This window comes from Bogoriella caseilytica, from assembly GCF_003752405.1.
GTDB classification, from domain to species: Bacteria; Actinomycetota; Actinomycetes; order Actinomycetales; family Actinomycetaceae; genus Allobogoriella; species Allobogoriella caseilytica.
In genome coordinates this window covers 460,244-485,500 of record NZ_RKHK01000001.1, presented here as the reverse complement: position 1 = coordinate 485,500, position 25,257 = coordinate 460,244, and the positions used below count along the sequence as shown (strand labels likewise).

At 68.9% G+C, this 25,257-nt stretch carries 25 protein-coding genes and 1 other RNA gene; 18 read left to right on the top strand and 8 right to left on the bottom strand.

Annotated features, from left to right (window positions below; genetic code table 11):
• Positions 1-23 precede the first annotated feature (23 nt).
• Positions 24-884, bottom strand: a complete 861-nt coding sequence (locus EDD31_RS02180; RefSeq protein ID WP_123302710.1) for an RDD family protein — start codon at positions 882-884, stop codon at positions 24-26.
• Positions 885-902: 18 nt separating this feature from the next.
• On the opposite strand from EDD31_RS02180, the gene EDD31_RS02175 reads away from it, so the two are divergent.
• The 3 genes from EDD31_RS02175 (at position 903) to EDD31_RS02165 (ending at position 3,690) form a co-directional block, all read left to right on the top strand.
• Positions 903-1,898 (top strand): stage II sporulation protein M, encoded by a 996-nt coding sequence (locus EDD31_RS02175; RefSeq protein ID WP_123302709.1) that lies wholly within the window; start codon positions 903-905, stop codon positions 1,896-1,898.
• Between the two features lie 67 nt (positions 1,899-1,965).
• Positions 1,966-2,496: an SsrA-binding protein SmpB gene (smpB, locus tag EDD31_RS02170; protein WP_123302708.1), complete on the top strand. Its 531-nt coding sequence runs from the start codon at positions 1,966-1,968 to the stop codon at positions 2,494-2,496.
• Between the two features lie 246 nt (positions 2,497-2,742).
• Entirely contained in the window at positions 2,743-3,690 is a 948-nt protein-coding gene (locus tag EDD31_RS02165; protein WP_148058839.1) for a hypothetical protein, read from the top strand.
• 111 nt (positions 3,691-3,801) lie between these two features.
• Here EDD31_RS02165 and EDD31_RS02160 read toward each other — a convergent pair whose 3' ends face one another.
• The gene (locus EDD31_RS02160) at positions 3,802-4,227 is read right to left on the bottom strand and encodes a hypothetical protein (protein WP_211336032.1); all 426 of its coding nucleotides are present in this window, start codon (positions 4,225-4,227) and stop codon (positions 3,802-3,804) included.
• 169 nt (positions 4,228-4,396) lie between these two features.
• Here EDD31_RS02160 and ssrA point away from each other — a divergent pair.
• The 3 genes from ssrA (at position 4,397) to EDD31_RS02145 (ending at position 6,434) form a co-directional block, all read left to right on the top strand.
• Positions 4,397-4,763, top strand: a transfer-messenger RNA (tmRNA) gene (gene ssrA / locus EDD31_RS02155).
• Positions 4,764-4,938: 175 nt separating this feature from the next.
• Entirely contained in the window at positions 4,939-6,114 is a 1,176-nt protein-coding gene (locus tag EDD31_RS02150) for a TRAFAC clade GTPase domain-containing protein (protein ID WP_123302706.1), read from the top strand.
• Positions 6,111-6,434, top strand: coding sequence for a hypothetical protein (locus EDD31_RS02145; RefSeq protein ID WP_123302705.1), 324 nt, complete (start codon positions 6,111-6,113; stop codon positions 6,432-6,434). Before EDD31_RS02150 ends, EDD31_RS02145 begins: the two co-directional genes overlap by 4 nt.
• 79 nt (positions 6,435-6,513) lie before the next feature.
• On the opposite strand, the gene EDD31_RS02140 is transcribed toward EDD31_RS02145, so the two are convergent.
• Positions 6,514-6,831, bottom strand: a complete 318-nt coding sequence (locus tag EDD31_RS02140; protein WP_148058838.1) for a hypothetical protein — start codon at positions 6,829-6,831, stop codon at positions 6,514-6,516.
• Positions 6,832-7,223: 392 nt separating this feature from the next.
• Here EDD31_RS02140 and EDD31_RS02135 point away from each other — a divergent pair, with 392 nt between their 5' ends.
• The 6 genes from EDD31_RS02135 (at position 7,224) to EDD31_RS02115 (ending at position 12,731) form a co-directional block, all read left to right on the top strand.
• Entirely contained in the window at positions 7,224-8,942 is a 1,719-nt protein-coding gene (locus tag EDD31_RS02135) for a hypothetical protein (protein ID WP_148058837.1), read from the top strand.
• Between the two features lie 138 nt (positions 8,943-9,080).
• The gene (locus EDD31_RS14675; RefSeq protein ID WP_170163152.1) at positions 9,081-9,254 is read left to right on the top strand and encodes a hypothetical protein; all 174 of its coding nucleotides are present in this window, start codon (positions 9,081-9,083) and stop codon (positions 9,252-9,254) included.
• 69 nt (positions 9,255-9,323) lie between these two features.
• Entirely contained in the window at positions 9,324-10,517 is a 1,194-nt protein-coding gene (locus EDD31_RS02130; RefSeq protein WP_123302702.1) for an N-acetylglucosamine-6-phosphate deacetylase, read from the top strand.
• Positions 10,514-11,545 (top strand): family 1 glycosylhydrolase, encoded by a 1,032-nt coding sequence (locus tag EDD31_RS02125; RefSeq protein ID WP_123302701.1) that lies wholly within the window; start codon positions 10,514-10,516, stop codon positions 11,543-11,545. The genes EDD31_RS02130 and EDD31_RS02125 overlap by 4 nt, the downstream gene beginning before the upstream one ends.
• On the top strand, positions 11,545-11,838 hold the full coding sequence (locus EDD31_RS02120) for a hypothetical protein (RefSeq protein WP_123302700.1): 294 nt from the start codon (positions 11,545-11,547) through the stop codon (positions 11,836-11,838). Before EDD31_RS02125 ends, EDD31_RS02120 begins: the two co-directional genes overlap by 1 nt.
• Positions 11,839-11,900: 62 nt before the next feature.
• Positions 11,901-12,731 carry an alpha/beta fold hydrolase gene (locus tag EDD31_RS02115; protein WP_123302699.1) on the top strand — a complete coding sequence of 277 codons (831 nt, stop codon included), beginning with the start codon at positions 11,901-11,903 and terminating at the stop codon, positions 12,729-12,731.
• Here the strand turns inward: EDD31_RS02115 and EDD31_RS02110 are convergent.
• The gene (locus EDD31_RS02110; RefSeq protein ID WP_123302698.1) at positions 12,655-13,716 is read right to left on the bottom strand and encodes a DivIVA domain-containing protein; all 1,062 of its coding nucleotides are present in this window, start codon (positions 13,714-13,716) and stop codon (positions 12,655-12,657) included. The genes EDD31_RS02115 and EDD31_RS02110 overlap by 77 nt on opposite strands.
• Positions 13,717-13,947: 231 nt before the next feature.
• Here EDD31_RS02110 and EDD31_RS02105 point away from each other — a divergent pair, with 231 nt between their 5' ends.
• From EDD31_RS02105 to EDD31_RS02095, 3 genes are read left to right on the top strand one after another with little or no spacing between them, the layout of a single operon-like run.
• On the top strand, positions 13,948-15,201 hold the full coding sequence (locus tag EDD31_RS02105; RefSeq protein WP_123302697.1) for a hypothetical protein: 1,254 nt from the start codon (positions 13,948-13,950) through the stop codon (positions 15,199-15,201).
• Positions 15,198-16,229: a hypothetical protein gene (locus EDD31_RS02100; RefSeq protein WP_123302696.1), complete on the top strand. Its 1,032-nt coding sequence runs from the start codon at positions 15,198-15,200 to the stop codon at positions 16,227-16,229. The genes EDD31_RS02105 and EDD31_RS02100 overlap by 4 nt, the downstream gene beginning before the upstream one ends.
• Positions 16,230-16,284: 55 nt before the next feature.
• Entirely contained in the window at positions 16,285-17,277 is a 993-nt protein-coding gene (locus EDD31_RS02095; RefSeq protein WP_123302695.1) for a tetratricopeptide repeat protein, read from the top strand.
• A gap of 55 nt (positions 17,278-17,332) precedes the next feature.
• On the opposite strand, the gene glgB is transcribed toward EDD31_RS02095, so the two are convergent.
• Both glgB and EDD31_RS02085 read right to left on the bottom strand, forming a co-directional pair.
• A complete protein-coding gene (gene glgB / locus EDD31_RS02090) occupies positions 17,333-19,639 on the bottom strand; it encodes a 1,4-alpha-glucan branching protein GlgB (RefSeq protein WP_123302694.1) in 2,307 nt (768 codons plus the stop codon).
• Positions 19,636-21,786 (bottom strand): alpha-1,4-glucan--maltose-1-phosphate maltosyltransferase, encoded by a 2,151-nt coding sequence (locus EDD31_RS02085; protein WP_123302693.1) that lies wholly within the window; start codon positions 21,784-21,786, stop codon positions 19,636-19,638. The genes glgB and EDD31_RS02085 overlap by 4 nt, the downstream gene beginning before the upstream one ends.
• Before the next feature lie 93 nt (positions 21,787-21,879).
• Between EDD31_RS02085 and EDD31_RS02080 the strand changes: the two genes are divergently transcribed.
• Positions 21,880-22,740 carry a PPK2 family polyphosphate kinase gene (locus tag EDD31_RS02080; protein WP_123302692.1) on the top strand — a complete coding sequence of 287 codons (861 nt, stop codon included), beginning with the start codon at positions 21,880-21,882 and terminating at the stop codon, positions 22,738-22,740.
• A gap of 25 nt (positions 22,741-22,765) precedes the next feature.
• Here the strand turns inward: EDD31_RS02080 and EDD31_RS02075 are convergent, their stop codons facing one another.
• Complete coding sequence (locus EDD31_RS02075) at positions 22,766-23,209, bottom strand: nitroreductase family deazaflavin-dependent oxidoreductase (protein WP_170163151.1); 444 nt, start codon at positions 23,207-23,209, stop codon at positions 22,766-22,768.
• A gap of 90 nt (positions 23,210-23,299) precedes the next feature.
• Between EDD31_RS02075 and EDD31_RS02070 the strand changes: the two genes are divergently transcribed.
• Complete coding sequence (locus tag EDD31_RS02070; protein WP_123302691.1) at positions 23,300-24,013, top strand: hypothetical protein; 714 nt, start codon at positions 23,300-23,302, stop codon at positions 24,011-24,013.
• Positions 24,013-24,267 carry a helix-turn-helix domain-containing protein gene (locus EDD31_RS02065; RefSeq protein ID WP_123302690.1) on the top strand — a complete coding sequence of 85 codons (255 nt, stop codon included), beginning with the start codon at positions 24,013-24,015 and terminating at the stop codon, positions 24,265-24,267. Before EDD31_RS02070 ends, EDD31_RS02065 begins: the two co-directional genes overlap by 1 nt.
• 32 nt (positions 24,268-24,299) lie before the next feature.
• On the opposite strand, the gene EDD31_RS02060 is transcribed toward EDD31_RS02065, so the two are convergent.
• Positions 24,300-25,232 (bottom strand): ion transporter, encoded by a 933-nt coding sequence (locus EDD31_RS02060; protein ID WP_123305012.1) that lies wholly within the window; start codon positions 25,230-25,232, stop codon positions 24,300-24,302.
• Between the last annotated feature and the right edge of the window lie 25 nt (positions 25,233-25,257).

Sequence of the window (25,257 nt, the reverse complement as noted above, 5' to 3'; positions counted from 1 at the left end):
CCCCTGCCTCTGGAACGAGCCGGTTAGCGGCCGACGCCGAAGGGAAGCTTCGCGATCTCGGCGGCGTCGGCGTCGGCGCGCTCCTGGGCGCGCAATCGCGCCGCGTACTCCCGGTCGCGCCGTTCCACCAGCACCGCGGCCAGGAAACGCTCGGGATGGGTGCCCCACGGGGGCGCCGGGGAGACCCGGGGTTCGATCTGTGCGGCGAGTTCACGCCCCATGCGCTCGCGGGCCTGGGGGTCCATCGCACTGGCGCGGGCCAGGAACTGTCGGCCCGCAAGCCCGAGGCCGTCGGGCAGGGAACGGATATCGGCCGTGCGAGCCCACTCGGCGAGGTCCGGCGGGCTGACGAGCGGAGGCAGGGAGCGTTCGGCGCCACGCACCCGCACGGCATAGGTGCCGGCCAGGATGTCACCGAGGCGCCTGGATCGGCGCGAGAGCACGCCGGAGACGAAGGCCAGGAAGCCGAAGCTCAGCCAGATTTCGCCCACGCCCACCAGCGCGCGAACGAGGGCGTGCCGGAAGCGGATCGGCCCGCCGTCGTCGCGCACCACGCGCACGCCGCAGGCCAGTTTCCCCAGCGACAACCCGCGAGTCAGCGTCTCGACCACGACCGGGCTGCCCACCATGATGGTGACGATCGTGAGCACCTGAACCACGCCCATCTGGGCCTGGTTCAAGTTCTCCAGCAGCGGGCTGGAGGCCAGGAGCACGAGAATGACGGCCGCGACGATGGCTGCGGCATCCAGGGCGGCACCGAGGGTGCGCACACCGACCGAGGCGGGCCGAGCCTCCAGGGCCACGGCCTCACCGGTGACGATGAGGTCATCTTGCAGTCGGGAGCGGGCCAGTGCTTGCTGTTGCCCGGAGACGCGCTTGGCCATACATGCGAGGATACCGGCGTGGATCCGGATGCCTATGCCGCAGTGCACGAAGCCCAGTGGCGGCGCCTCGAGCAGCTCGTCCGCCGCCGCGATCTCAGCGGCGAGGAAGCCGACGAGCTGATCCGCCTCTACCAGGCGACCGCCGGGCACCTCACCCAGCTCCGCTCCAAGGCGCCCGACCCCCAGCTCGTCTCCCGGCTCTCGGTACTGCTAGGGCAGGCACGAGGCAAGGTGGGCGGAGCGCACGAGCTGCGCCTGGCCGACCTCTGGCGCTACTTCGCGGTGACGGTGCCCGCCGGCTTCTATCGCGTGCGCTGGTGGACGGTCGGCGTCATGATCGGGTTCCTCGCCGTCGCCGTGGTCACCGGCTGGTGGTTGGCCACCAACCCTGGGGCGATGGCGCAGATCGGCCCGCCCTCCCAGCTGGAGAGCTACGCCGAGGAAGCCTTCGCCGCCTACTACACCAACTATCCGCCCCCGGATTTCGCCGCCCAGGTATGGACCAACAACGCGTGGATCGCCGCCCAGTCCATCGGTCTGGGCATCACCGGGGTGTTCCCGGTGTACGTGATGATCGTCAACGCCGTGGGAGTGGGGCAGGCCGGGGCGATCATGGCGGTCTACGGCGATCTGGGGGTCTTCTTCGGGCTCATCCTCCCGCACGGCCTCATGGAGCTGACCGCCATCTTCGTGGCCGGAGGCACCGGGCTGAAGCTCTTCTGGACAGCGGTCTCCCCGGGCCCGCGCAGCCGGGGCGCTGCCCTCGCCGAGGAAGGGCGTGCGTTGATCACGGTGGTGATCGGACTGGTGGTCGTGCTGGGCGTCTCCGGACTGGTCGAAGGCTTCGTCACCGGTTCGTGGCTGCCCACCTGGGCGCAGATCACCATCGGGGCGGTGGTCCTGGCCGGGTATTGGGCCTGGACACTCATCTGGGGGCGGCGCGCCGTCCAGGCCGGAGTGCTCGGTGACCTGGACCGCGATGTCGCCGGTCACCGGCTCGCCGAGGTGGGCTGAGAGCCGGTCCGCGGCCCCGCGCATAATCCGCTCGATGCCGGCCCGGGTGCCCACGTACCCTAGAGGGATGAGTAAGTCAGCCGGAGCGCAGCGCCCCAAGAGTGCCAAAGAGGCACAGCGCGCCAAGGAGCAGGCGGACGCCAAGAGCGTGGTCGCCCGGAACAAGCGCGCCCGGCACGACTACTACATCGACTCCACCTACGAGGCCGGCCTGTCGCTGACCGGCACGGAGGTCAAGGCCCTCCGCATGGGCCGGGCCTCCCTGATCGAGGGCTGGATCGAGGTCGACAACCACGGCGAGGCGTGGCTGCACAACGTCCACATCCCCGAGTACTCCCAGGGCTCGTGGACGAACCACGGACCACGCCGCAAGCGCAAGCTCCTCCTGCACAAGGAGGAGATCGTCAAGCTCGGCTCGAAGTCCCGCGAGAAGGGGCACACGATCGTGCCGCTCGAGCTGTACTTCATCGGCGGCCGCGCCAAGGTCGAGATTGCGCTCGCGCGAGGCAAGCAGGACTGGGACAAGCGCCAGACCTTGCGCGAGAAGCAGGATCTGCGTGAGGCGCAGCGTGCCATGAGCCTGCGCCGCAACCGCTGAGGCGACGAGGGGCAGGGCCCGCCCGGCCCGACCTCGCCCGCCGGCCCGCCCGACCTCGCCCGCCGGCCCACGTATCGGGTAAAGAAAGTGGCGCTGCGTGCCAGTTTCTCTACCCATTGGGCCGATGGCGGAGGGCGCGTGCCGGCGGAACGGCCGGAGCCCCACACTGCGCTCGGAGCCGCCGGACTTTCCACAGCTCAGCCCCTCGCTTGGTCCGGATTCCTCCTCACCGGGCAAGCTCTCGCCATGGAACCCCAGCCTCGCGCCCTCGAGTCGATCATGCGACGCCAGTCCCAGGTGGTGACCCGCCAGCAGGTCCTGCACCTGGGCGGCGACGGCGACTGGATCCGTAGCCGGGTGCGCAGCGGCCACTGGAGGCGCCAGTACTACGGCGTCTACGTGACCACCACCGGCCCGATGACCTGGCGGACCCGAGCGACGGCCGCAGTGCTCTACGCCGGAGCGGGGGCGGCGCTGAGTCATAGCGCTGCGGCCTACCGACTCGGCCTCTCCACCCGCGCCCCGTCGACCATCGAGCTGTCGATCCCCCATGCTCGCGTGGTCAGCCCGGCCCCAGGCCTTCGCCTACACCGGCGCAGGATGATGCCAGCAGCACACGGCCGGCCACGAACCGTCACTACCGCCGAGACCTTCGTCGATCTCGCTGATCGCGCGCGATCGATCGACGACGTGGTGGGGCTCGCCACTCGGGCTGCCCGCGTGACGCACAGCCGGGCTCTGCGCGTCGCCGTGGCGTCCCGTACGAGGCTGCGTCACCGGCGATTGCTCGAGGACGTGCTCGGCGACGTCGACGTCGGGGTGGAGTCTCCGCTCGAGCGTCGATATCACTACGACGTCGAGCGCGCTCACGGTCTGCCGCGCGCAACGCTGCAACGCAGAGAGGCACTGCCCGGGCTGTGGCTGAGGTCGGACTGCACGTACGACCCGTGGCGCGTGCGGGTGGAGCTCGACGGCCAACTGGGCCATCCGGGCGGGGCGAGCGCCGCCGACATCTGGCGCGACAACGCTGTGCGCGTCCACACCGGTGACATCACCTTGCGGTACCGCTGGGTGCACATCGCGGCCACCCCGTGCGAGACCGCGAGTCAGGTGGCGCGGGCGCTCCATGCTCGCGGCTGGTGGGGCACCGTGCGGTCCTGTGGCCCGCGATGCCCGGCGGGTCACTCCGGGTAGAGAAACTGGCGCTCAGCGCCACTTTCCCTACCCGATAACGCTTCCGATGCCGCTGGGCTAACGCTTCCGATGCCGCTGGGCTAACGCTTCCGCTCTACGTTGGGGGGCGGGTTAGCGCTTCTTCCGGCGGAGATCGTCCAGGATCAGGGTGACGGCTATGCCCAGCAGCCAGACGTCCTTGGCGATCGGGGTGCCGTCGGAGGTCGGGCGGATGCCGTCCTCCTCGGTGAGGCCGTCGGTCTTGAGGTACATCTGCAGCAGCGAGCCGGAGAACCCGGCCAGGCCCAGCCCAGCCAACCAGCTCGGAACGAACGGCGTCAGCAGGGCTGCGCCCAGGGCGATCTCGCTGCGGGAGAGGAGCTTGCCGAAGTCAGCGGGTTCCATCTCGCTGAGCTGCGGGAAGGCCACCGCAGCAGAGCTCTGCAGGCCGGCAGCGGCCTCCTCGGGCAGGTTCCGCTTGCCGAGGCCGGCGTTGAGGATGAACGCGCCGGCGGCCAGGCGCACCGGAACGTGACTGAGCTTGATCGGCAGTCCCATGTGGACCTCCAGAGTCGGGTACCGGCCCAACCTATCGCCGGGTGACGTACCTCGCCGCGCGAGGGCTGAAATAAACCTGCGGCCGGTGGGGTTGACCTCGTAGCATGATCACACCGCACCAGGACCGGATCACACGAGCCGGCGCCGGGGCGGTGAGCACAACTCCACAGGGGATGATCGGTTTCGACGACGGTTGTCGTTCCAGGAGAAGCGGGCCGAGGATGCAGAGTCATCTCGTTAACGCCTCTCTGCAAACCTATAGGTGCCGATTCCAAGCGCACCGAGTTCGCCCTCGCCGCCTGAGCGAGCCGAACTCCGTCAGCCCGAGCTAGCTCTCGTCTCGGTTCCTGGCGTCATCTAGAGAGCCACTGGCGTTCGCCCTCGTTGCCGGGGCGCGCGCGACACTAAGGTAACTGGGCCTGTCAGCGACTTGTTCGCGTGATCGCTGAGGCCGAGAAAATCGATAGCGAACTGCGCCCGGAGAAGTCCTGGTGCCGCACCGTCGGACGCGGGTTCGATTCCCGCCATCTCCACCTGCTGCTCGTGCAGCACACAGCCCTGGTGGCCACCTCAGACCGAGGCGGCCACCAGGGCTGTGTGCGCTCCAGTGGCGCTTGACGCTGAAGAGGCCGGCTCGCGGGGGCTTCGATACTGTCGAAGGCCAGCGGGCGGCGGGGGAGCGAAGCCCGATCTCGACGAGGAGGGCCATCGATGCGGTCGAGCAGAACCCTGGAGCAGCACGTCGCGGTTTTCGGTGAGGCCGGCAGCGGGAAAACCGTCCTGGTCTCCTCCTTCTACGGCGCTAGCCAGGAACCCCGGCACCTGAAGCGGAGTCTGTTCGACCTGATCGCGAACCATGCCGGGCAGGGCACCCGGCTGCAGCGCAACTACCTGGGCATGCGGGACTCGAACCGCGTGCCTGAGCCAACGAGCTTCGAGAGCCACTCGTACTCCTTCACCGTCCGGCTCAAGGACGCCCCGTCCGTCAAGGCGGCCAAACGTCGTCCCTTCGATGCCCTCAACCTCGTCTGGCACGACTATCCCGGGGAGTGGTTCGAGTCCGGGGTCAGTGGCGTCACCGAGCACCAGCGCAAGGTCGAGACCTTCCGGTCGCTGCTCGGCTCCGACGTCGCGGTCTTCCTCGTGGACGGGCAGCGCCTGCTGGACAACGCCGGCAGCGAGGAGCGCTACCTCAAGTCCCTGTTCAGCAACTTCCGCAACGGCCTGCTGTCCATCAAGGACGAGATCCTCCCCGACGGCGAGCCCTTGGTCACCTTCCCGCGGATCTGGATTCTCGCTCTCTCGAAGGCCGACCTCCTCCCCGAGGTCGACGTGTACCGCTTCCGCGACCTGGTGATTGAGAAGGCAGGTGAGGATCTTGATCAACTTCGCACCGTGCTCGAGGGTTTCGTCCAAGCCAGTGAGGCGCTCGCCGTGGGGGAGGACTTCCTGCTGCTCTCTTCCGCCCGTTTCGAGGCGGACACCATCGCCGTGCAGGAACGAGTCGGTATTGATCTCTTCCTGCCGTTGGCTGCCACCTTGCCGCTGGAGCGCCACGTGCGGTGGGTGCACTCGCGGCAGCTGCCGGGAAAGGTGGCGGAGAGCCTGCTCGCACAGAAGCGAGCCCTGAACTACGTCAGCCTTGCGCTCGGGCTGCTGGGCAAGGTCCGAGCCCCGGGGCCGCTGGGTGTCGTCCAGGGCGTCGCTGCCACGGTGCTCTCCAAGGTGACCCTGGAGCAGGCGGTCACGCTGGCCGGCGACAAACTCCGTGCGGCGAACGCCGAAGCGCTGGCCAAGGAGAAGAACCTCACGGCCATGCTCACGGGGTTCCGCATCCGCCTCGAAGACGGCGAACGCGAGCAGACACTGCTCCGGAGCCGGCGATGAGAATGATCTGGGCGACTCGTGGCCGGTCCTGGGGCTTCCGTTTTCTCGACGACGGAGGGTTCCCCGATCCGCTCCCCGAGTACGAGCGCGCCTTCGCGGCGGTGGCTTCCGAGCCGGAGGTCTGTGAGCGTGCTGGCGCCGCAGTGGCGCTTCGGTTCGCCGATCCGATCGGTCGGCGCGATGCCGCCGGTCGGCTGATCCGGCACTCCTTCGTACTCTTCAGTCCCGTGGCAGCACCGGTCAGCTCGGTCTCTCACGGGGTGGATCTGGTCTGGCCGCTGGTGGCGCAGCGGTACGCGCGTGCCTATCGCGAACCGTGAACAGGCGTGGCCGGCTAGTGCCGGGCACCCCGTTCCGAGATCCGATCTCATCGTGAATGCCGCATGCTCAATCCATCATTCATTCTCGTCGCGCGACCTCGATCGCCTCGTCTGGGATCACCCAGAGGACCTCGACGCCGTGCTGGGTATTGGGAAGTGCCGTGGCTCCGAGTTCAGCCGCCTGCGGCCAGTTGACGCACGACACCGCGGCATCGGCTCCCGGGGGCGCGGCACCGCTGGACTCCGACTCGGGCAGGTGGGGAAGCGCGTGGTAGGACAAGTACACGTGGTAGGACAAGTAGTTGGGGAAGGCGGGAACGTTGCGGTGCAAGGTGGGGCACAGGGCGATCCTCGGATCATCGAGTTCGTCGAAGAGAAGACCGACCGCCTCGACCATGGCCACCGGCACCTGACCATCGCCCTCCGGAAAGCAATCCGAGGCCAGGTCGCCGCCTCCGAGCGTCGGTGGAGGCCCGCACCACCGCACGATGGGCAGCGCGGGTCACGGGGAGAGCGGGGCATAGACGAAGACGGCAGCAAGTCATGAGATGCGGCCGATGAGCTATGGTCACAGCGACGCCGGAGACAGTCAACGTAGAGCCGTCGAAGCCTTGATCCGCAGCGGCGCTTACTGGGGACGTTGGCATTTTCCGGCACGTTCTTGCCCGGTCCGTCGGAAGGCGCCGGACGAAGTTCTGAGAGAGGTCTGACTTGAGTGAGGCTCGAGTACCAGCGCGTCGCGCTATGTACGCACTGGTAGGCCTGGCACTGGCTGGTGGTTCTATGGTGGTGAACCCCACCGCGGCTGAAGCGATGCCTGTGGCGACGGTACTGATCGCTGAGGAAACCATCAGTTCCGCTCAAGCAGAGGTTGTCTTCGACGACATCGAGGATGATGTACCTGATGATGCCCGACATCTCATCCTAGAGATTTCGGCTGCAGCGGTCGGTGGCGGAAACGAGCCAGTCCAGGTTGAAGCCGTCTTCAACAGTGACGAAGACGCGAACTATCTTGAACGGGAACTTTTCGGTATCGGAGAAACGCTAGATACCGAGGTGAGGTTCGACCAAAATAGTGCCGGACTCATGCCTGTTCCAGCCGCGGGTGGCGATCGTTTCGGTGGTGGGCGATCCACCATTCCGTGGGCATTCGTGACTGACCAGAGCAAACACGTATTGAGTCAAGGCGCGGCCAATGAGGACCACATCAGTGCGACCATGGCGCATTGGGAGCCGCACGAAGCCATCAACTCCATCACACTGCGCCTCGACGCCGAGGGTTCGGCTTTCGCTCCGGGCTCACGACTCCAACTCTTTGCCGTCGATGAGAGTTACGCAGTGGCGGAAGACGCGCTGGAGGAGGACGCACCAAGCCTCGAGTTTCCCGACCTTCCGCAGGATCTCCACGACCTTGTGGTCATCGGCCAAACCCGCTCGAGTGAGCACAATGTCAATCGTCGCGGAGATCGGGTGTGGTCCGCGATCAACAGTGACTCCGAAGGGTCCAACTATCGAGTTCAGCGCATCACCGGCGAGGCGCTGACGTATCGGCCCGATCGAGAGCATGAGGAAGACCGGTTAGTTTTCGACCAGTTGGGTGAGCCGCGGGTGGGGTGGAATACCGCAGCGGCGGCTCCCGAGGGCATCTTCGGACCATGGATGGTTCACTATGCCGATTACACAAATACTAGTGTGTGGAATACCTACCGCTCGCAACATGGCACTCGAGATGAGCATTTCAACCCGGTGGGCCAAGAAGTAGGTCGTTGGACGCAGCTCTCGAGTCTCCAAGACATCGAGTACTTCCCGCAGCGCGGAAGCAACTTCGTGGCGGGTTCGCGAGCGGTGATCTATGGGGCGGCCGACCCGATTTCCCGTCACGAAATCCCGGCGGGAGGCGCTAATGCGGTTCACCTGCAGATACCTTCGGGTGCCGAGTCGCTCCAAGTCCACATTTCTGCGCGCTCAGAAAATGAAGACGAGAACGATGACCGCCTGATCATCGAGGCGAACGGTGATGACAACCCATGGAATTATCGCCGACAGCGCATGTCCGCGTACGACGGTGCCGGTGAAGCGGCACGTGGGGCGGATAACCAGGTCGGTATCCTGCCCGCGGCCTCGATGCCCACGGAGCTCGTGTCGGCAACCGAACTGCGGCTGGATGGCCTGGATAGCGGCCGCGAACTGGCTGTGGTCTCGTACGGGGGAATTCCCGGCGACGGTCGCGTCGCACTTTACGGTGGCCGCTGGCTAGCCAGCGAGGAAGTACGTTGGTTGACGTTACGCACCGAGAGTGGAGCCGATCTCGCTGAAGGTGGGGTTGTCACCGTTTCGGCGGGCTACCTCGATCAGGGAGCGGCCTCCCTGGGCATTCCCGTGGTGGAGCTGAGTATCGTGCTGGCTGTCATCGTCGTCGGTGTCTTGGTGTTGAAGCGTTTTGCGGGACGAGCGAAGTGGAAGAGTCCTTTGCCCCGGCGCAGCCATCCGAGACACCGAGCGCCGTAGCGACGCATGGCCGGCTGGCGGCGCCCGAGTGGAGTCTGCTTGCCGGCTCTGGGACAGGATGCCGGCAGAGTAGTCGTGTCTCACCCTCGAGTTGCATGGGGCTAGAGCCCGAAACGCCTAGACTCGGGCAGCAGCTGCGTGCGTTGTCACCCGCACCTGCTGGAGATGTTCGGCCAGGAGAGCTTCGCGGTGGGTCATACCGATCTCACGGATGAGGTCTACCGCACCAACGTGGCGGAGCTGATCACGCGCCGCGCAGAGATCGCTGAGACTGTGGTGATGTCGCTCCGTGCGGTCAAGGACATGGAGTAGTTCAACGCGATTGAGCGGGCGGCCGAGCTGGGCGCCTTGACCGGTACCTCGGAATGATTGGATAGGTGCATGAGCACCTTGCTGCGCGGCCGGCTGGTCACTCCTGATCAGGTCATCGACGACGGCGCCTTGGTGTTCGACGGGGATCGGATCGCCTGGGTCGGCAGCGAGGGTGAGGCCGCCGAGGCCGGATTCGCCGCGGAACTCGACGCGGCTGGAGAGCCGTGGCCCTACCTGCTGCCGGGGCTGGTGGACCTGCACAACCATGGCGGCGGCGGAGCCTCCTTCCCCGATGCCACCGACCGCGCCTCCGCAATGACCGCAGTCGCCGAGCATCGCCGGCACGGGACGACCTCGCTGGTGGCCTCGCTGGTGAGCGCCACGCCCGAGACGCTACGGGCACGTGTGCGCCTCCTCGCCGAGCTGGCGGACAGCGAAGAGATCGCGGGCATCCACCTCGAAGGGCCCTTCCTCTCCGCCGCCCGGTGTGGCGCCCACGACCCAGAGGCGCTGAGCCTGCCCGATCCGGCGCTCACCGCCGAGCTCGCCGAGCTGGCGGGCGGCCACCTCGTGACCATGACCCTGGCTCCGGAGCTGCCCGGTGCCCTCGCCTGCGCTGACGCCCTCATCTCCGCCGGTGCTCTGCCTTCCTGGGGTCATACCGACGCCGGCCCGGCCGACACCGCCGCCGCGCTCGCCAGTACCCTCGGCCGGTTGCGCCCCCACCGGCGCGCCACGGCCACCCACCTGTTCAACGCCATGCGTCCCTGGCACCACCGCGACCCCGGCCCGATCGGCGAACTCCTCGCGGCGGCCGTGCGTGGCGAGGTCGTGGTGGAACTCATCGGTGACGGCGTGCACGTGGCCCCCGAGGTCGTGCGTGAGGTGTGTGAGCTCGTGGGGAGCCGCGCCGCGGTGCTGGTCACCGACGCGATGGCGGCCGCCGGCATGGCCGATGGCTCCTACCGCCTCGGCAGCCTCGATGTCACGGTCACCGATGGCGTGGCGCGGTTGAGCACCGACGACGGCCAGCCCGGCAGCATCGCGGGAGGCACCGCGCACCTCATCGATATCGTGCGGGCGACCACCGAGGGTGGGGTCGCCCTGGTCGATGCCGTACGCATGGCCTCCACCACCCCCGCCGAGGTGCTCGGTGATCCACAGATCGGTGCGCTGGAACCCGGCCGCCGCGCGGATCTGCTCCTCGCGGACGAGCAGCTGCGCCCCGTCAAGGTCTTCCGCCGCGGGCGCGAGGTCACATGACCTCGTATCAGCTCATCCGGCTCTCCTGGCGCGATCTACAGCCCGAGGCCCAGCTCACGCGCGGTGAAGACTCCGGTGCGCTGCGCCTTCAGGATCCCCTCCCTTCAGAAGTGACGCCCGGTGCGGCCCCGCTCCACGAGCCGGCGATCGAGGAGGCCGCGGGCGCCATGGAGGACGTGCGGCGTCGCGGGCGAGTTCCCGCCGTGGTGTTGCACGCGGGTGACCTCCCGGCCGCGCTGGCTGCGGCTGGGTGGGCACATCGCGGTGTCGCCGAGGCTTTCGCGAGCTATGCCCGCCAGGTGGTCACCCGGTTGCATGCGACGCATCACGAGCCGGCTCTCTGGATCACCGTGGAGGATCCCTGGCAGATCGCCTTCGGCGCCTACCAGCGGCCGCAGCCCGCCACGGCGCTCGCCGCGGCCCACCATCTGAACCTCGCGCATGGGCTCGCTGCTCTCGCCGTGCGTGAGGCCGCGACCGGCGCGCGGATCGGTCTCGCCCTGCGGCTGCACGTGCCTCGCGCCGCTGACCCTGAGCGGGCGGCCGATCTCGCCGCGGCCCACCGAGTGGCCCTGTACGGCAACCACGTCTTCCTCGGACCGCTCCTGGACGGCTCGTACCCGGTGGAGCTGCGCCGACGCACGCGCGAGGTCAGTGACTGGAGCTTCGTCCGGCCCGGGGATCTCGTGGCGATCCGGCAGCACCTCGACCTCCTGGTCGCCGTGCACCGGCCCCCGGTCTCGGCTCGGGAGGTGCAGACCGGCATGATCGCCGGCTCGCGCGCCGGCTGGTTTGATCTGGACGACGTCGACATGGTGGTGCACGAGGCCGCGCAGGATCGCGCCGAGGCCTACTACGACCTGCTCACCGCCTTGGACAACGCCTACGACGGCCACCCCATGCTCGCGATGGCCGGCGCTGACGTGCGGGACCCCGCAGCGCGGGCGGCACTCGAGGAAGCAGTGGTCAGGGCGCGCACGGATGGGGCGGCGGTCACGGGTCAGGTGCTTGCCGAGGAGGCCCCCTGATGGTCCGTCGTTCCCGGAAGCGCCCCTACGCCGCAGAGCACGTCCCGCTCGATCCCGCGAGGCTCGGTGGCCTCACCCGATCCGACCGGGGCCCCGGTGGGGAGGATCACCGGGTGCGCCAGGTGCGAGGCTCCGACAAGACCTACCGCTGCCCGGGCTGTGACCAGATGATCGCGGCCGGCACGCCGCACGTGGTGGCCTGGCCCGCCGAGCACCTGCTAGGAGCCGAGGCGGCGTTGGCCGAGCGCCGCCATTGGCACTCGCCCTGCTGGAATCGTTTCGGACGCCGCTGAGTCACGAGAAAGCCGCCGCTCAGGCTGATGCGCGCCGGCGTGGCGCGTGCCATCCTCGGTCTATGAGCAGATTGTCCGTGCACGTCCGTGACCCGCAGAGTTCCGACGGGCATCAGGGCACGATCCCGCTGGTTCTTCTCCACGCCTTCCCCCTCGACTCACGGATGTGGGAGCCGATGCTCGCCGAGCTGGGCGACCTCCCGGTGGTCACGGTCGACGCTCCCGGTTTCGGGGCCTCCCCGCCCGCCAGTCAGCTTGCTCGCTCCCTGGGATGCCCCATCGCTCCCTCGCTGCGCACCTACGCCGAAGCCGTCGCCAGCGCGTTGCGAGCGGAGGGGATCGAGCGCGCCGTGGTCGCCGGGCTCTCCATGGGCGGCTACACCGCGCTCGCGCTCGCAGAGCAGCATCCGGAGATGCTCGCCGGGCTCGGACTGCTGGACACCAAGGCCACGGCGGATACCGCCCAGGCCCGGGCCACGAGGATCCGGATGGCGGAACGGGTCACGGGAGCCCTGGGCACGCGAGCCACGGCGCCCATGATCGACACGATCGTCGGTGAGACGACCCGCCGTGAGCGGCCCGAGGTGGTCGAGACGGTGAGGACTTGGCTGGCCGCCGCGCCGCCGGCAGGAGTGGCCTGGGCGCAGCGGGCGATGGCAGGACGGCGTGACCGGCTCGCGACGCTGGCAGGGCTGAGCATCCCCGCTCTCGTGCTCCGAGGCGCCGAGGACGCCACCATCGGCGATGACGATGTTGCGGCCATGGCTCGCCAGCTCAGTGACGCCGATGTGGTGACGGTGCCCGGCGCCGGGCACCTCAGCGCTCTGGAGACTCCGGCGGCGGTGGCGCGTCCTCTGCGTCAGCTGTGGCAGCGGGCGGCAGCGGCGGAGTGAGCCCGTCGCGGCCGGCGAGCATGGAGCGCACGTCCTCGAGGTAGGAGCCGATCGCGTCGCGCTGACGGTTCAGTTCCTCCACCCGCCGCTCGGCGCTCTCCTGCGCCTCCCGGGCCGCGGCGGCTGCCTCTTGACGGCGGCGGTCCGCATCCTGCCGGGCGTTCTCGATCAGTGAGGCGGCTTCGCTCTCGGTCTCGGCCCGGTGGGAGCGGATGCGGTCATCGGCCTCGCGCTCCACAGCCTCGGTGCGCTCCACCGCTTCGGCCAGACGGCGTTCGGCCGCCTCGGCGCGCGCTTCGGCTTCCTCCACGATGCTCCCGGCACGATCGAGAGCCGCTTGGTGGATCTCCGTGGCTTCGACCTCGGCACCCGAACGGAGCCGGGCGGCCTCTTCCTCCACGCGCGCACGCATCAGGCCGAGTTCACGTTCCAGCCCGGTGCGCTTGTCGTTGACCTCACCCTCGACATCCCCGCGCAGGCGCTCGGCCTCACGCTCGGCGGAGGCGACCAGTTCCTCGGCGCGACGGCGCGCGGCCGCCTCGGTGGTCGTGGCGCTGTCCGTGGCAGCGCTGGTGGTCTGCTCGGCCTCGCGGCGGGCCTGAGCCAGCAGCGTGGAGGCCTCCTGTTCGGCGCTCTGCGTCAGCGACTGCGCCTGGTCCTGCGCCCGGGCGATGATCCGGTCCCCGTCGGCATTGGCGCGGGAGATGACGTCGAAAGCCTGCTCCTCGGCGGTGCGGAGCAGGCGCTCGGCGCGCGAGCCGAGGCTGGAGAAGCTGGGCTGGCCCAACTCCTTGAGCTGGTTCTGGGTCTCGGACAGCTCGCCGGAGACCTGCAACAGCCGGGAGTCCAGCTCGGCCACCTTGCTGCGGGCTTCAGCCAGGGAGGATTCCAGGGCGCGCACGCGCTGGTCCACCTGGGCGCGGTCGTATCCCCGCAGCACAACGGGAAAGGACGGCCGTTCGTCGGATTCGGCGGACTGGTTCATCTCACTCCTGACATGGTCGTAGCGGAGCCACGGTAGCCCGCTCGGACAGCGAAGGCCACGGCTACCGTGATCCGGAGCAGTGCTGCGCTCGCGGAAGCGGTACCGTGAAATGTCGCACCGATCGTGCCCAGGGCACGCAATGCTCGCAATGTAACCGTATTGTGACAATCTGACGAAGCCGTGTCCTGGGGGACGAGACGGCCCGGCTCGCAACGGAAGGCGTCTGAACTGGTGATACGACGGATTCTTGCCGTCACGCTGATCGTGCTCGGTCTCGCCGCTGCGGCGGCGGGCACCGCCTCAGCGACGATCTGGCGACCGGACGACACTGCCACCATCACCCTGCCCTCCCGCCCTGATGTGCCTGTGGTCATCACCTCACCTGGTGTCCTCGAAGCCATTGGGTCCGAGGTGCAGGTCCGCGCGACCGCCGGCGCCGACGAGCCAGTGGTCGTGGCTTTCGGCGTGCCCGAGGACGTCGAGGCCTGGGCGGAACCGGCAGATCACCTGCGCGTGACGGGCTTCGCCTCCTGGGAAGAATTCGAGGTCACCGAGGTCCCGGGTGAGCCGGCTCCTGCTGCGGAGGGCGACGAGGGCGCGCAGGACGAGGGCGAGGCCACCGAGGACGACGCCGAGCAGAGCACGGCCGGTCTCCCCGATCCGGCGGTCTCGGATCTGTGGATCCACCAGGAGAGCGGGACGGGCTCGGTGGACTTCACCTGGGAGGAGCGCCCGGGCCGCTGGGCCATGCTGGTGGCCACCGACGGCTCCGAACCCGCTCCCGATCTCGAGTTCACCTGGGACGTCGAGGTCTCGACGCCCTACTTGCTGCCCGGGCTCGCCCTCGGCCTGCTGCTGCTCTGCCTCGGAGTGGCGTGGCTGATCGGCATCATGGCCCGCGACCGCCGTCGCCGCCGTCGCGCTGAGCGTCGCCGGGCACTGATGGACGCTCGCGCAGATGAGACTGCGGTGTTCACCGCGATTCGCGATGAGGATGGACCGCCTCTCGGCACCGCAGCCGCGGCTCCCGAGGTGGCTCCCGAGCGCGAGGGCGCCTCGGCTCTGGACGAACGGCCACGAAGCCGTCGCGCCCGCCGTCGCAGCCGCGAGATGCCCGCCGAGGGCTCCGAGGCCGCCAAGGACGAGCTGGCCGAGTACGCCGGGGAGGCGCCCGCGGCATCTGAACAGCCCGCCGCCGAACAATCCGTCACCACTGCGCCTGCCGGCGCTGCCTCCGCGCCTGGCCGCGCGGAGTCCGCCGACGAACCGGCCACGCCCTCGGTCGAGACAGTTCAGCCCGACGCTGAGCCGGCTCCGATCACGCGCCGGCAAGCACGCAGCCGCGGCGCGGACGGCTCGGGCTGGCGCTCCGCCTGGGGACTGGGCCCCGCCAGCACGGGCTCTGCCGCAGTGACGCCACGATGGCAGTCCACCGGCGCGCAGCATGACGACGACCAGTCCTCCGAGGGGAAGGAGACCCCATGAGACGCCGCCTCCTCTCCGGCGCCAGCGCGCTCCTCGCGGCGTCGATACTCGCCTCATGCGGCTCCGCCGAGCCGCCGCAGCCGGCTCCCGACGAGGTGCCCGAGACCGCGCCCCCGGCGCTGGACTCGGCACGCTTGTCCACCATCCTGGAAGAGATCGGCGAGTCCCTGGACGCGGCCGACGCCGAGCTGGATCCCGAGCTTCTCGGCGACCGGGTGATCGGCCCTGCGCGGGAGACCCGTACGCGGGAGTATCGGCTCGTCGAGGCCAGTGACGGTGAGGTCGAACCCACGGCCATCGACACCACGGCGAGCCTGGCCGCCACCGGGATCTCCGAGGACTGGCCGCGCAACGCCATGGTGATCACGGAGATCCCCGAGGAAGAGAACCTCCCGCTGCTGCTCACCTTGACTCAGGACGACGTGCACAGCCCGTACGCGCTCTGGGGATTCACCACCCTCTTCCCCGGTGTGGAGTACCCCGCCATGGCGCGCCCGGAGGTGGGTTCCCCGAGCGTCGCCGCCGACGCCGGCGATCTCGTGGCCACACCCGAGGAGGTCCTCGAGCGCTACGCACACGTGGTGGCGGACCCGGACTCGGAATTTGCCAGTGACTTCGCCGACGACCCCTACCTCGAGCTGGCCGTTCGCGATCAGGTCGAGGATCTGCAGGAGGCCGCCGGGGAGTCGGCGACCGTGGGGACCTTGGCCCGCAAGCTCAATGTGGACCCCCGCTCGGTGGAGACCGCAGACGGCGGCGCCATCGTGGTGGGCCAGTTCCGCTGGGTGCTCTCGGTGGACCGCACCGACGAGCCCGGCGACCTGGAGCTGTCCGGCATCTTCGACTACCTCGCCGACGACACGTCCGTGACGTTCCAGATGCAGGCGGTCTTCGACACCACGATGGCTTTCCATGTGCCCGCAGCCGACGCGGAGGACTCCGCGATCGTGCCGCTCGGCGCCAGCGACGTCCTGGTCGAGGTCCGCCGGGACGACGGTGAGGACGCGGACGACGCCGCCCAAGGCTGAACGCCGGTAGGCTTTCACGCCGGACAGCCGAGTCGAACGAAGGATGACGTCAGCGATGAGCCAGCCCACGGCAGGACCTCCAGGACGGCGCGGTGCACCAGCGCCGCAGAACCTCAATCTCCATGGAGCCGTTGACCTCTCCGGTCTCGCGAACCGGCGCCCTGACGGGCCTGCCTCGCGCCCCGGTGCGTCCGGGCCGGCCAGTGGCACTACTCCGAGCGAGGGCGGCGACGGGCTGATCCTGGAGGTGAGCGAGGCCAACTTCGCCGAGGTGGTGCAGGGCTCGGCGGAGGTCCCGCTCATCCTGAACATCACCTCCGCCCGCTCCGATGCCTCCGCGCAGCTCACCCCGGTGCTGGAGAAGCTCACCCACGAGTACGCCGGTCGGTTCCGCCTGGCCCACATCGACGCGGACGCGAATCCGCAGATCGCGCAGGCACTGCAGGTCCAGGCTCTGCCCACCGTGGTGGCCGTGCTCGGCGGACGGCCCGCCCCGCTCTTCCAGGGCGCCTACCCCGAGGAGCAGGTGCGCCAGGTGTTCGACGAGGTGTTGCGCCTCGCCGCGCAGTCAGGGGTGACCGGCACCGCGAGCGTGCCCGACAGCGACGAGCCTGCCCCGAGCGAGCCAGAACTCCCGCCGCTGCACGCCGAGGCGATGGCCGCCATCGAGCGCGGCGACCTCGACGGCGCCGAGGACGCCTACACCCGCGCACTGAAGGACAATCCCGGCGACAGCGAAGCCGAGGCCGCCCGCGAACAGGTTCGTCTGATCCGGCGCGCTCAGCAGTACGATGCGGACACCGCGCTGGCGGCCGCTGAGAGCGCCGGACCGCAGGACGTCGACGCCCAGCTCGCCGCCGCCGACATCGAGGCAGCCTCCGGGCAGTTCGGTCCCGCATTCGATCGGCTGCTGGCCGTGATCCGCGCGACCGCCGGAGACGAACGTGAGCACGTACGGATCAGGCTGGTGGCGTTCTTCGGTATCGCCGGTCCCTCACATCCCGAGGTCGCCCGAGCCCGGAAGTTGCTGGCCTCCGCGTTGTTCTAGGCCCGCGCCGGCCCGGTCGCAGGATATGCGGCCCGGGGCCGGCAGCAGGATTAGCTCAGGACGGTGTCAGCCACAGCGCTCCCATGGGCGGTACGTGGAGCACGGCGGAGGCGGGCTGTCCCTGCCAGGGGACGTCCTCGGCCTCCACGCTGCCCAGGTTCCCGACTCCCGAGCCGCCGTACGCATGCGAATCCGAGTTGAGGACCTCGAGCCATCGGCCGGCGCGGGGCAGACCTACCCGATAGTTCTCGTGGGGGACTCCGGCGAAGTTCACGATCGCGGCAAGCACGTCGACATCGCCCGCGTGGGCGTCATGTGCACCGTGTGATGCGCCCTGATCGGCGCCCCAGCGGAGGTAGGCGAGCAGGTTCCGGTCGCCGTCGGAGGCCTCGAGCCACGTGAAGCCGTCCGGGGTGAAGTCCCGCTGCCACAGCGCCGGGCGTTCCCGGTAGACCTCGTTCAATCGGCTGACCAGCTGGGAGATGCCGACGTGGGCCGGGTCGTCGAGGTGCCACCAGTCGAGCCCTTGTCCCTCGCTCCACTCGGCGATCTGGGCGAACTCCTGCCCCATGAACAACAGTTGCTTGCCCGGGTGGGACCACTGGTACGCCAGCAGGGCGCGCACTCCGGCCAGCCGGTTCCACGCATCGCCGGGCATGCGGTCATAGAGCGAGCCCTTGCCGTGCACGACCTCGTCGTGGCTGATGGGCAGAAGGAACTGCTCGGAGAAGGCGTAGACCAGGGAGAAGGTCAGTTCCCCGTGGTGGTAGCGGCGGTGGATCGGCTCCCGCTGGACGTAGTTCAGCGTGTCGTTCATCCATCCCATGTTCCACTTCAGGCCGAAACCCAGCCCACCGGCGGAGGTGGGTGCGGTCACGCCCGGGTAGGAGGTGGATTCCTCGGCGATCATCACGATGCCGGGGTTGCGCCGGTACGCAGTGGCGTTGACCTCCTGGAGGAAGGAGATCGCTTCGAGGTTCTCCCGCCCGCCATAGATGTTGGGTTCCCACTGGCCGTCCTCGCGGGAGTAATCCAGATACAGCATGGAGGCCACCGCATCGACCCGGAGCCCGTCGATGTGGAACTCCTCGAGCCAGTACAGCGCGTTGGCTACGAGGAAGTTGCGCACCTCTCGCCGGCCGAAGTCGAAGACCAGGGTGCCCCAGTCCTGGTGTTCCCCGCGCCGGGGGTCGGGGTGTTCGTAGAGGGCGGTGCCGTCGAATCGGGCCAGCGCCCAGGCGTCCTTGGGGAAGTGCGCTGGCACCCAGTCCAGCAGCACGCCGATGCCGGCCTGATGCAGGGTGTCGATCAGGTGGCGCAACTGGTCCGGGGTCCCGAAACGGGCCGTCGGTGCGTAGTAGGAGCTCACCTGGTACCCCCACGACCCGCCGAAGGGATGCTCGGCTACGGGCAGGAACTCGACGTGGGTGAAGTGGTGCTCGCGCACGTACTCCACGAGCTGTTCGGCCATCTCCGCATAGCTCAGGCCGGGCCGCCAGGAACCCAGGTGCACCTCGTAGATGCTCATCGGCCCGCTGTGCGGGTCGCTCGCCGACCGCGCCCGCAGCCACTGGCCGTCGTCCCAGGAGTAGTGGCTCTCCTCCACGATGGAGGCCGTCGCCGGAGGGACCTCGCTGCGGCGCGCCATCGGATCGGCCTTGAGGGTGTGCTCGCCGGAACTGCTCACCACGTCGAACTTGTAGCGAGCCCCCGGGCCCACGCCGGGCAGGAAGATCTCCCAGACCCCAGCCGAACCGAGCGTCCGCATGGCGGCGCCCCGGGAGTCCCAGGCATTGAAGTCCCCTGCCACGCGCACTGCTCGGGCATTCGGGGCCCACACCGTGAAGGCGGTGCCCGCCACCGGCGCGCCCTCGGCGTCTTCGCCGTGGGTGAGCACGCGCGCGCCGAGCGCCTCCCAGAGCCGTTCGTGACGTCCCTCGGAGATCAGGTGCAGGTCGAGATCACCGAGGGTGGGCCAGAAGCGGTAGGCGTCCTCGGTGAGCACGGTCTGCTCGCCGTAGGTTGCCTCGACCTGGTAGACAGGCAGCGCGGGGCGCGGCGTGGCCACGCTGTCCGTCTGGCCCGCGGAATTGGTCACGAAGTCTGCCGGTGCCTCGGTGAGGGGGACGACGGCCGCCCAGAGACCGCCGCGTTCGTGCTGTGCCTCGATGCGGCGACCGTCAGCTGTCACGATCACGACCGCGTCCGCAAGATGGCGCATCACGCGGACAGTCACGCTGCGCCCGTCGGGATGCGGGTGAGAACCGAGCACCGTGTGAGGGTCGTGGTGCTCGCCGCGGGCCACGGCCTCCAGCAGGATCGGGTCGATGCTCAGTGGCTCTGTCGCTGGCTGGGAACTCATCGGGTACCTCTCACGTGCAGGATGTGGGCGACGCGGGCCGGGCTCAGCCGCACGAAGGGCACCGCGCCCCAGGAGTAGTGCTGACCGTCCAGCTCGTCCACCACCTCGATCACCGACGAGTGGCCGTCGTAGTCCGCAGGGACCCTCACGCCGAGCGCTTCGAGGTCCAGATGCACCACGCCTTCGCGGGTGGCGTAGGGGTCCAAGCTCACCACGATGATGACGGTGTCCTCGCGCCCGGTGGGGGAGTGCTCGGCCCGCACGCGCTTGGAGAAGGCCAGCGTGGCGTCGTCACTGGTGGGGTGGACGGTCAGATCGCGCAGGCGCTGCAGTGCAGGATGCGCGCGGCGTATCCCGTTCAAGGAGGCGAGGAGGGCGGCGATGCCCAGGCTTTCCGCCTGGGCCCAGTCGCGTGGCTTGTACTCGTACTTCTCGTTGTCGATCTGCTCCTCGGCCCCCGGCCGGGCGATGTGCTCGGCGAGCTCATAGCCCGAGTAGATGCCCCACGTGGGTGACCCGGTGGCGGCCAGCACCGCCCGGATAGCGAAGGCGGTCCGGCCGCCCTGCTGCATGTAGGGAGTGAGGATGTCGTGGGTGGTGGGCCAGAAGGAGGGCCGCAGGTGCGAGTCGGTCTCCCGGGCGACCTCGGTGAAGTAGTCGCCGAGCTCCTCCTTGGTGTGCCGCCAGGTGAAGTACGTGTACGACTGGTGGAAGCCCACCGCGCCGAGAGTGCGCATCCTGGCCGGACGGGTGAAGGCCTCGGAGAGGAAGAGCACCTCCGGGTTCGACGCGCGGATCTCCGCCAGCAGCCGGTGCCAGAAGTCCATCGGCTTGGTGTGCGGGTTGTCCACGCGGAAGGCCGTCACCCCGCGTTCGATCCAGCACTCCACGACCGCCTTGACGGCCTGATAGATACCTTCGGGGTCGTTGTCGAAGTTCAGCGGGTAGATGTCCTGGTACTTCTTCGGCGGGTTCTCCGCGTACGCGATGGTGCCGTCGGCGCGGGTGGTGAACCACTCCGGATGTTCGGTGACCCACGGGTGGTCCGGGGAGGCCTGCAGCGCCAGGTCGAGCGCGACCTCCAGGCCATGCTCGCGGGCTTGGTCCACGAAGTGGGCAAAGTCCGACTCATCGCCCAGCTCGGGGTGGATCGCGTCGTGACCGCCATCGGCGGAACCGATGCCGTAGGGCGACCCGGGATCGCCGTCCTCAGCGACCAGGGAGTTGTTGCGCCCCTTGCGGTTGGTGGTGCCGATCGGGTGGATCGGCGTGAGGTAGACCGTGTCGAAACCCATGCCGGCGATCGCGGGCAGCCGCTCGGCGGCCGTCCGCAGGGTGCCCGAGCGCCAGGTTCCGGTGTCCTCGTCGTACTGGGCGCCTTCGGAACGCGGGAACATCTCGTACCAGGCGGAGAACAGCGCGCGCTCGCGGTCCACAATGAGCGGATAGGTGGCCGAGGAGCTCAGATGCTCGCGCAGTGGGTGGCAGCGCAGCACCTCCGCCACGGTGCCTTCGGTGCCCAGGGCCAGGCGCTCGCTGGGGTGCCTGGCGGGGTCACGCAGGGCTGCGGCGACGTCGTCGAGGATCTGGGCTGCCTCGCGGTGCCCGGTGGGAGTGAGGGAGTCACCGTGGCGAATCGCTCGACCGGCGCGCTCGAGCAGCCGGGCTCCTTCCTCCAGCACCAGGTCGATGTCGATGCCGGCGCGGATCTTGATCTCGGCCTCGTGGCGCCAGGTGGCGTAGGGATCACCCCAGGCCTCCACCCGGAAGGACCAGTCTCCCGGGCGGTCCGGGACGAGCCATCCCTCCAGCCGATCCAGGCCGGGTGCGATGTCGACCATCCGGGTCCAGGAGTGCTCGCGGCCGTCGGGGTCGATGAGGTGCGCGGTCGCTGCGGCGGCGTCGTGGCCTTCCCGGAACACGGTGGCCCGCACCGGGAAGGCTTCGCCCTCGGTGCCCTTGGCCGGCCAACGGCCGTCCTCGATGACGGGAGAGACCTCGATGACCGGGATGCGCCCCACCGGCGCGAAGCTCGCCGGCTCTGGTGTGGGGCGCGCAGGGGGCGGTGACGCGGCCTCCCGGGCCGGGGTGGCGGAACGGGGGCGGCCCGCAGTGCGGGAGCGGCGGGGCTGTGCGGCGTCGGTCACAACCCGAACTTACCCGGGTGCCGTGGCCCCGCGCAGCCGGAAGGCCCGCCCGCTTGCCCTCCTCGATGGTGGCGATGCGTGAGAATGGGGCCCATGCCTGCCAAGAGCCAGCGGAACTGGACCGACGACGCCCACACTGTCCTGCGCGCCCCGGCCTCGCTCGCAGAACTCGACCCCCGCGACACCCCGGGCTACGAGGGGCGCAAGAAGGAGGGGCGCCGGGACTTCAAGGCCGGCTCCGAGCAGCTGGGGGAGTACCAGGAGCGGCTCTTCGCCAACTCTCGTGGCGGTGCGAAGGAGTCGGTGTTGCTGGTGCTTCAAGGCATGGACACCTCCGGCAAGGGCAGCATCGTCAAGCGCGTGATGGGCGCCGTGGATCCGCAAGGAGTCACCCTGACCGGTTTCGGCGCCCCGACGAAGGAGGAACTCGCCCACGACTTTCTCTGGCGGGTGCGTCCGCGCGTGCCAGAGCCCGGCATGATCGGCGTCTTCGACCGCTCGCACTACGAGGATGTGCTGATCGGTCGGGTGCGCGAGCTCGCACCGGCGGAGGAGATCGAGCGGCGCTATGGCGCCATCGTAGATTTTGAGCAGGAGCTCGCTGACTCAGGCGTGCGCCTGGTCAAGGTCATGCTGCACATCTCGCCCGAGCATCAGCGCGAGCGGCTCGAGCGCCGCCTGCGCCGCCCGGACCGCTACTGGAAGTACGACCCTTCAGACATCGACGAGCGCAAGCTGTGGGACGACTATCTGCGCGCTTACGAGATCGCTATCGAGCGCACCTCCACCGAGACGGCGCCGTGGTACGTGGTGCCGGCAGACCGCCGGTGGTTCGCCCGGCTCGCCGTGCAGGAGCTGCTGCTGGAGACACTGGAGGCGATCGATCCCCAGTGGCCCCCGGCCACCTTCGACGTGGAGGCCGAGAAGAAGCGCCTCGCTCGCGCCGAGATCTGAGCGCCCCAGCGGCGCGGTCGGGGTGTTAGCTGGCCGGCTCGAGCACGAAGAGCGGGATGATGCGGTCCGTCTTGTCCTGGTACTCCGCGTAGGGCGGGAAAGTGGCCACGGCTCGTTCCCACCAGACCTCACGCTCGTCAGCATCCGTGATCAGCCGGGCGCGAGTATCCACGGGCTCGGGTCCGTCCTGAACCCGCGACCAGGGGTCGGCCAGCAGGTTGTAGTACCACTGCGGGTGCTCGGGTGCGCCGCCCATCGAGGCGACGGCGAGGTAGGAGCCCTCGTGCTCCACGCGCATCAGGGGCGTCTTACGGATCTTCCCGGACTTCTGCCCCCGGGTGGTCACGATGACGACGGGCCGTCCGGAGTCGCCCAGGGTGTTCGCCCGCGTGCCGCCCGAGGCCTCGTACTCCTCGACGTGCTTGCGGACGTAGTCATTGGGGCTGGGGAGGTAGTCGGTGTCGCTCATGACCACCGAATCTACCGGCCGCCGGACCAGTCCTTGACATGTATCGGAATTCGATACAGTATCGATCACCGATATAACGATCATCGGCACATGGCGATGATCGCCACCCGCCACTACCTCCTGGGAGGTCGTATGTCTCGCCCACCGGAAAATGCTGCGCCCCGATTCGGCCGGACGCCGGACGTTTCCGACGCTGCCGAGGCCAGAAACCTCCGGGAGCGGCCCCGTGGACGCTGGGCCATCCGGCTCTGGATCGGGATCGCCGTGCTTTTCTTCGCCGGGCGCATCGCACCAAACCTCGTCACGATGGTCTCCGTTCAGGAGATCCACGTGCCCCTCGAGTTCGCGACGCCGATCGCGCTCCCCGGCATGTCGGCCGGGCTGGTGGGCGGCGGTGTGGTCGCCCTGCCCGTATCCGCACTGGCCACCAGCACCATCGTCATGGTCGTGCTGGCCCACGCCGTTCCCATCGCCGGCTTGATCGTCTGCGGCATCATCGCTCTGCTCTCGCTGCGCCACGTGGTACCGGGTGAGGCTTTCGCTGCTCCCATGATGCGCGCGCTGCACCGATTGGCCTGGGTGGCCTTCGCGACGGCTGCGGCTTACTACGTGCCGCTGCACCTGGGGGCGAACATGACCACGCGTGACCTGCAGATCACCGCCGAGGCGAGCTCCGGAGTGAGCCTCGTGACCCCCTTGGTGGCCTTCGTGCTGGTGTTCGCCTTGCTCGCAGTGCTCGAAATCGGTCGCCAGGTGTCTCTCGCCGGCAAGAGGGCTCAGGACGAGCTCGAAGGGCTGATCTGATGCCTACGGCAGACGCCGATGCCGCCGGCCTTCCCGATGTCGTGCGCGGTCCGCGCGTGGTCTGCCACCTCGATCTCGTCCTCGCCGAGCGGGGTATGACTCTCACCGAACTCTCGGCTCGCGTCGGCATCACCTACGCCAACCTCTCGGTGCTGAAGAACAATCGCGCCAAGGCCATCCGCTACACCACCCTCGTGGCGCTGTGCGAAGCGCTCGACTGCCAGCCCGGCGACCTGTTCTCCGTCAGCACTTAGCCCACGCAGGCCACGCCCACAGGCCCGTCGAGCTACCGTCGTAGCTGCTCGCTCAGCTCGGCCACCTGAGTGCGCAGCGCACGCAGTTCCGCGTGGACCTCGGCAAGCTCGGCCCCCGACGCCGGCGCGCCATGCGGCCGGTGCCGGGAGTCCGGCGAGGATCCCCCCTCGTCTTCCTCGGCTTCACTCCGTTCCGCTCCCTCGCCGTCGGCCGCCCGGGGCACCGGGACCGCCTGCATGGCGTTCATCGCATCGACGATCACCGCGATGAACAGGTTCAGCACGGTGAAGGCCGAGAGCAGGATGAAGGGGATGAAGAAGGCGGGCGCCCAGGGCATTTCGGCCATCACCGGCCGCACCACGTTCTCCCAGTTGTCCAGCGTCATCACCTGGAACAGCGTGAACAGGGAGAGCCCGAGGTTGCCGAAGTGCTCAGGGGAGACCTCGCCGAACAGCTCGGTGGACATCACCGCGCCGACGTAGAACAGCAGGGAGAGCAACAAGCCGATGGAGGCGATGCCCGGCACCGCTGAGACCAGGGCGCTGACCACCTTGCGCAGCTGTGGGACTACCGAGATCAGGCGCAGCACCCGCAGGACTCGCAGCGATCGCAGCACGGCGAAGGCACCCGAACCCGGGATCAGCGCGATGCCCACCACGAGGAAGTCGAAGACGTTCCACGGGCTCCGGAAGAAGCCCAGGCCCCGTCCCACGAGCTTCAGCCCGATCTCGATCACGAAGACCGCCAGGCATGCGGTATCGATGACGCGCAACACCGGTCCGATGCTCGCCATCAGCGAGTCCGAGGTCTCCATGCCCAGCACGACGGCGTTCAGGATGATGACCGCCATGACGATGCGCTGGATCGGCGCGGACTCGACCCACTCAGCGATCCGGGTACGCCAGGACGGGCCGGGTGCCGCAGGGCTCGGCGCGTTTCGGGAGTCGCTCTGCGTGGCGTGCATGGTCACGCGAGCCAGTACACCATCT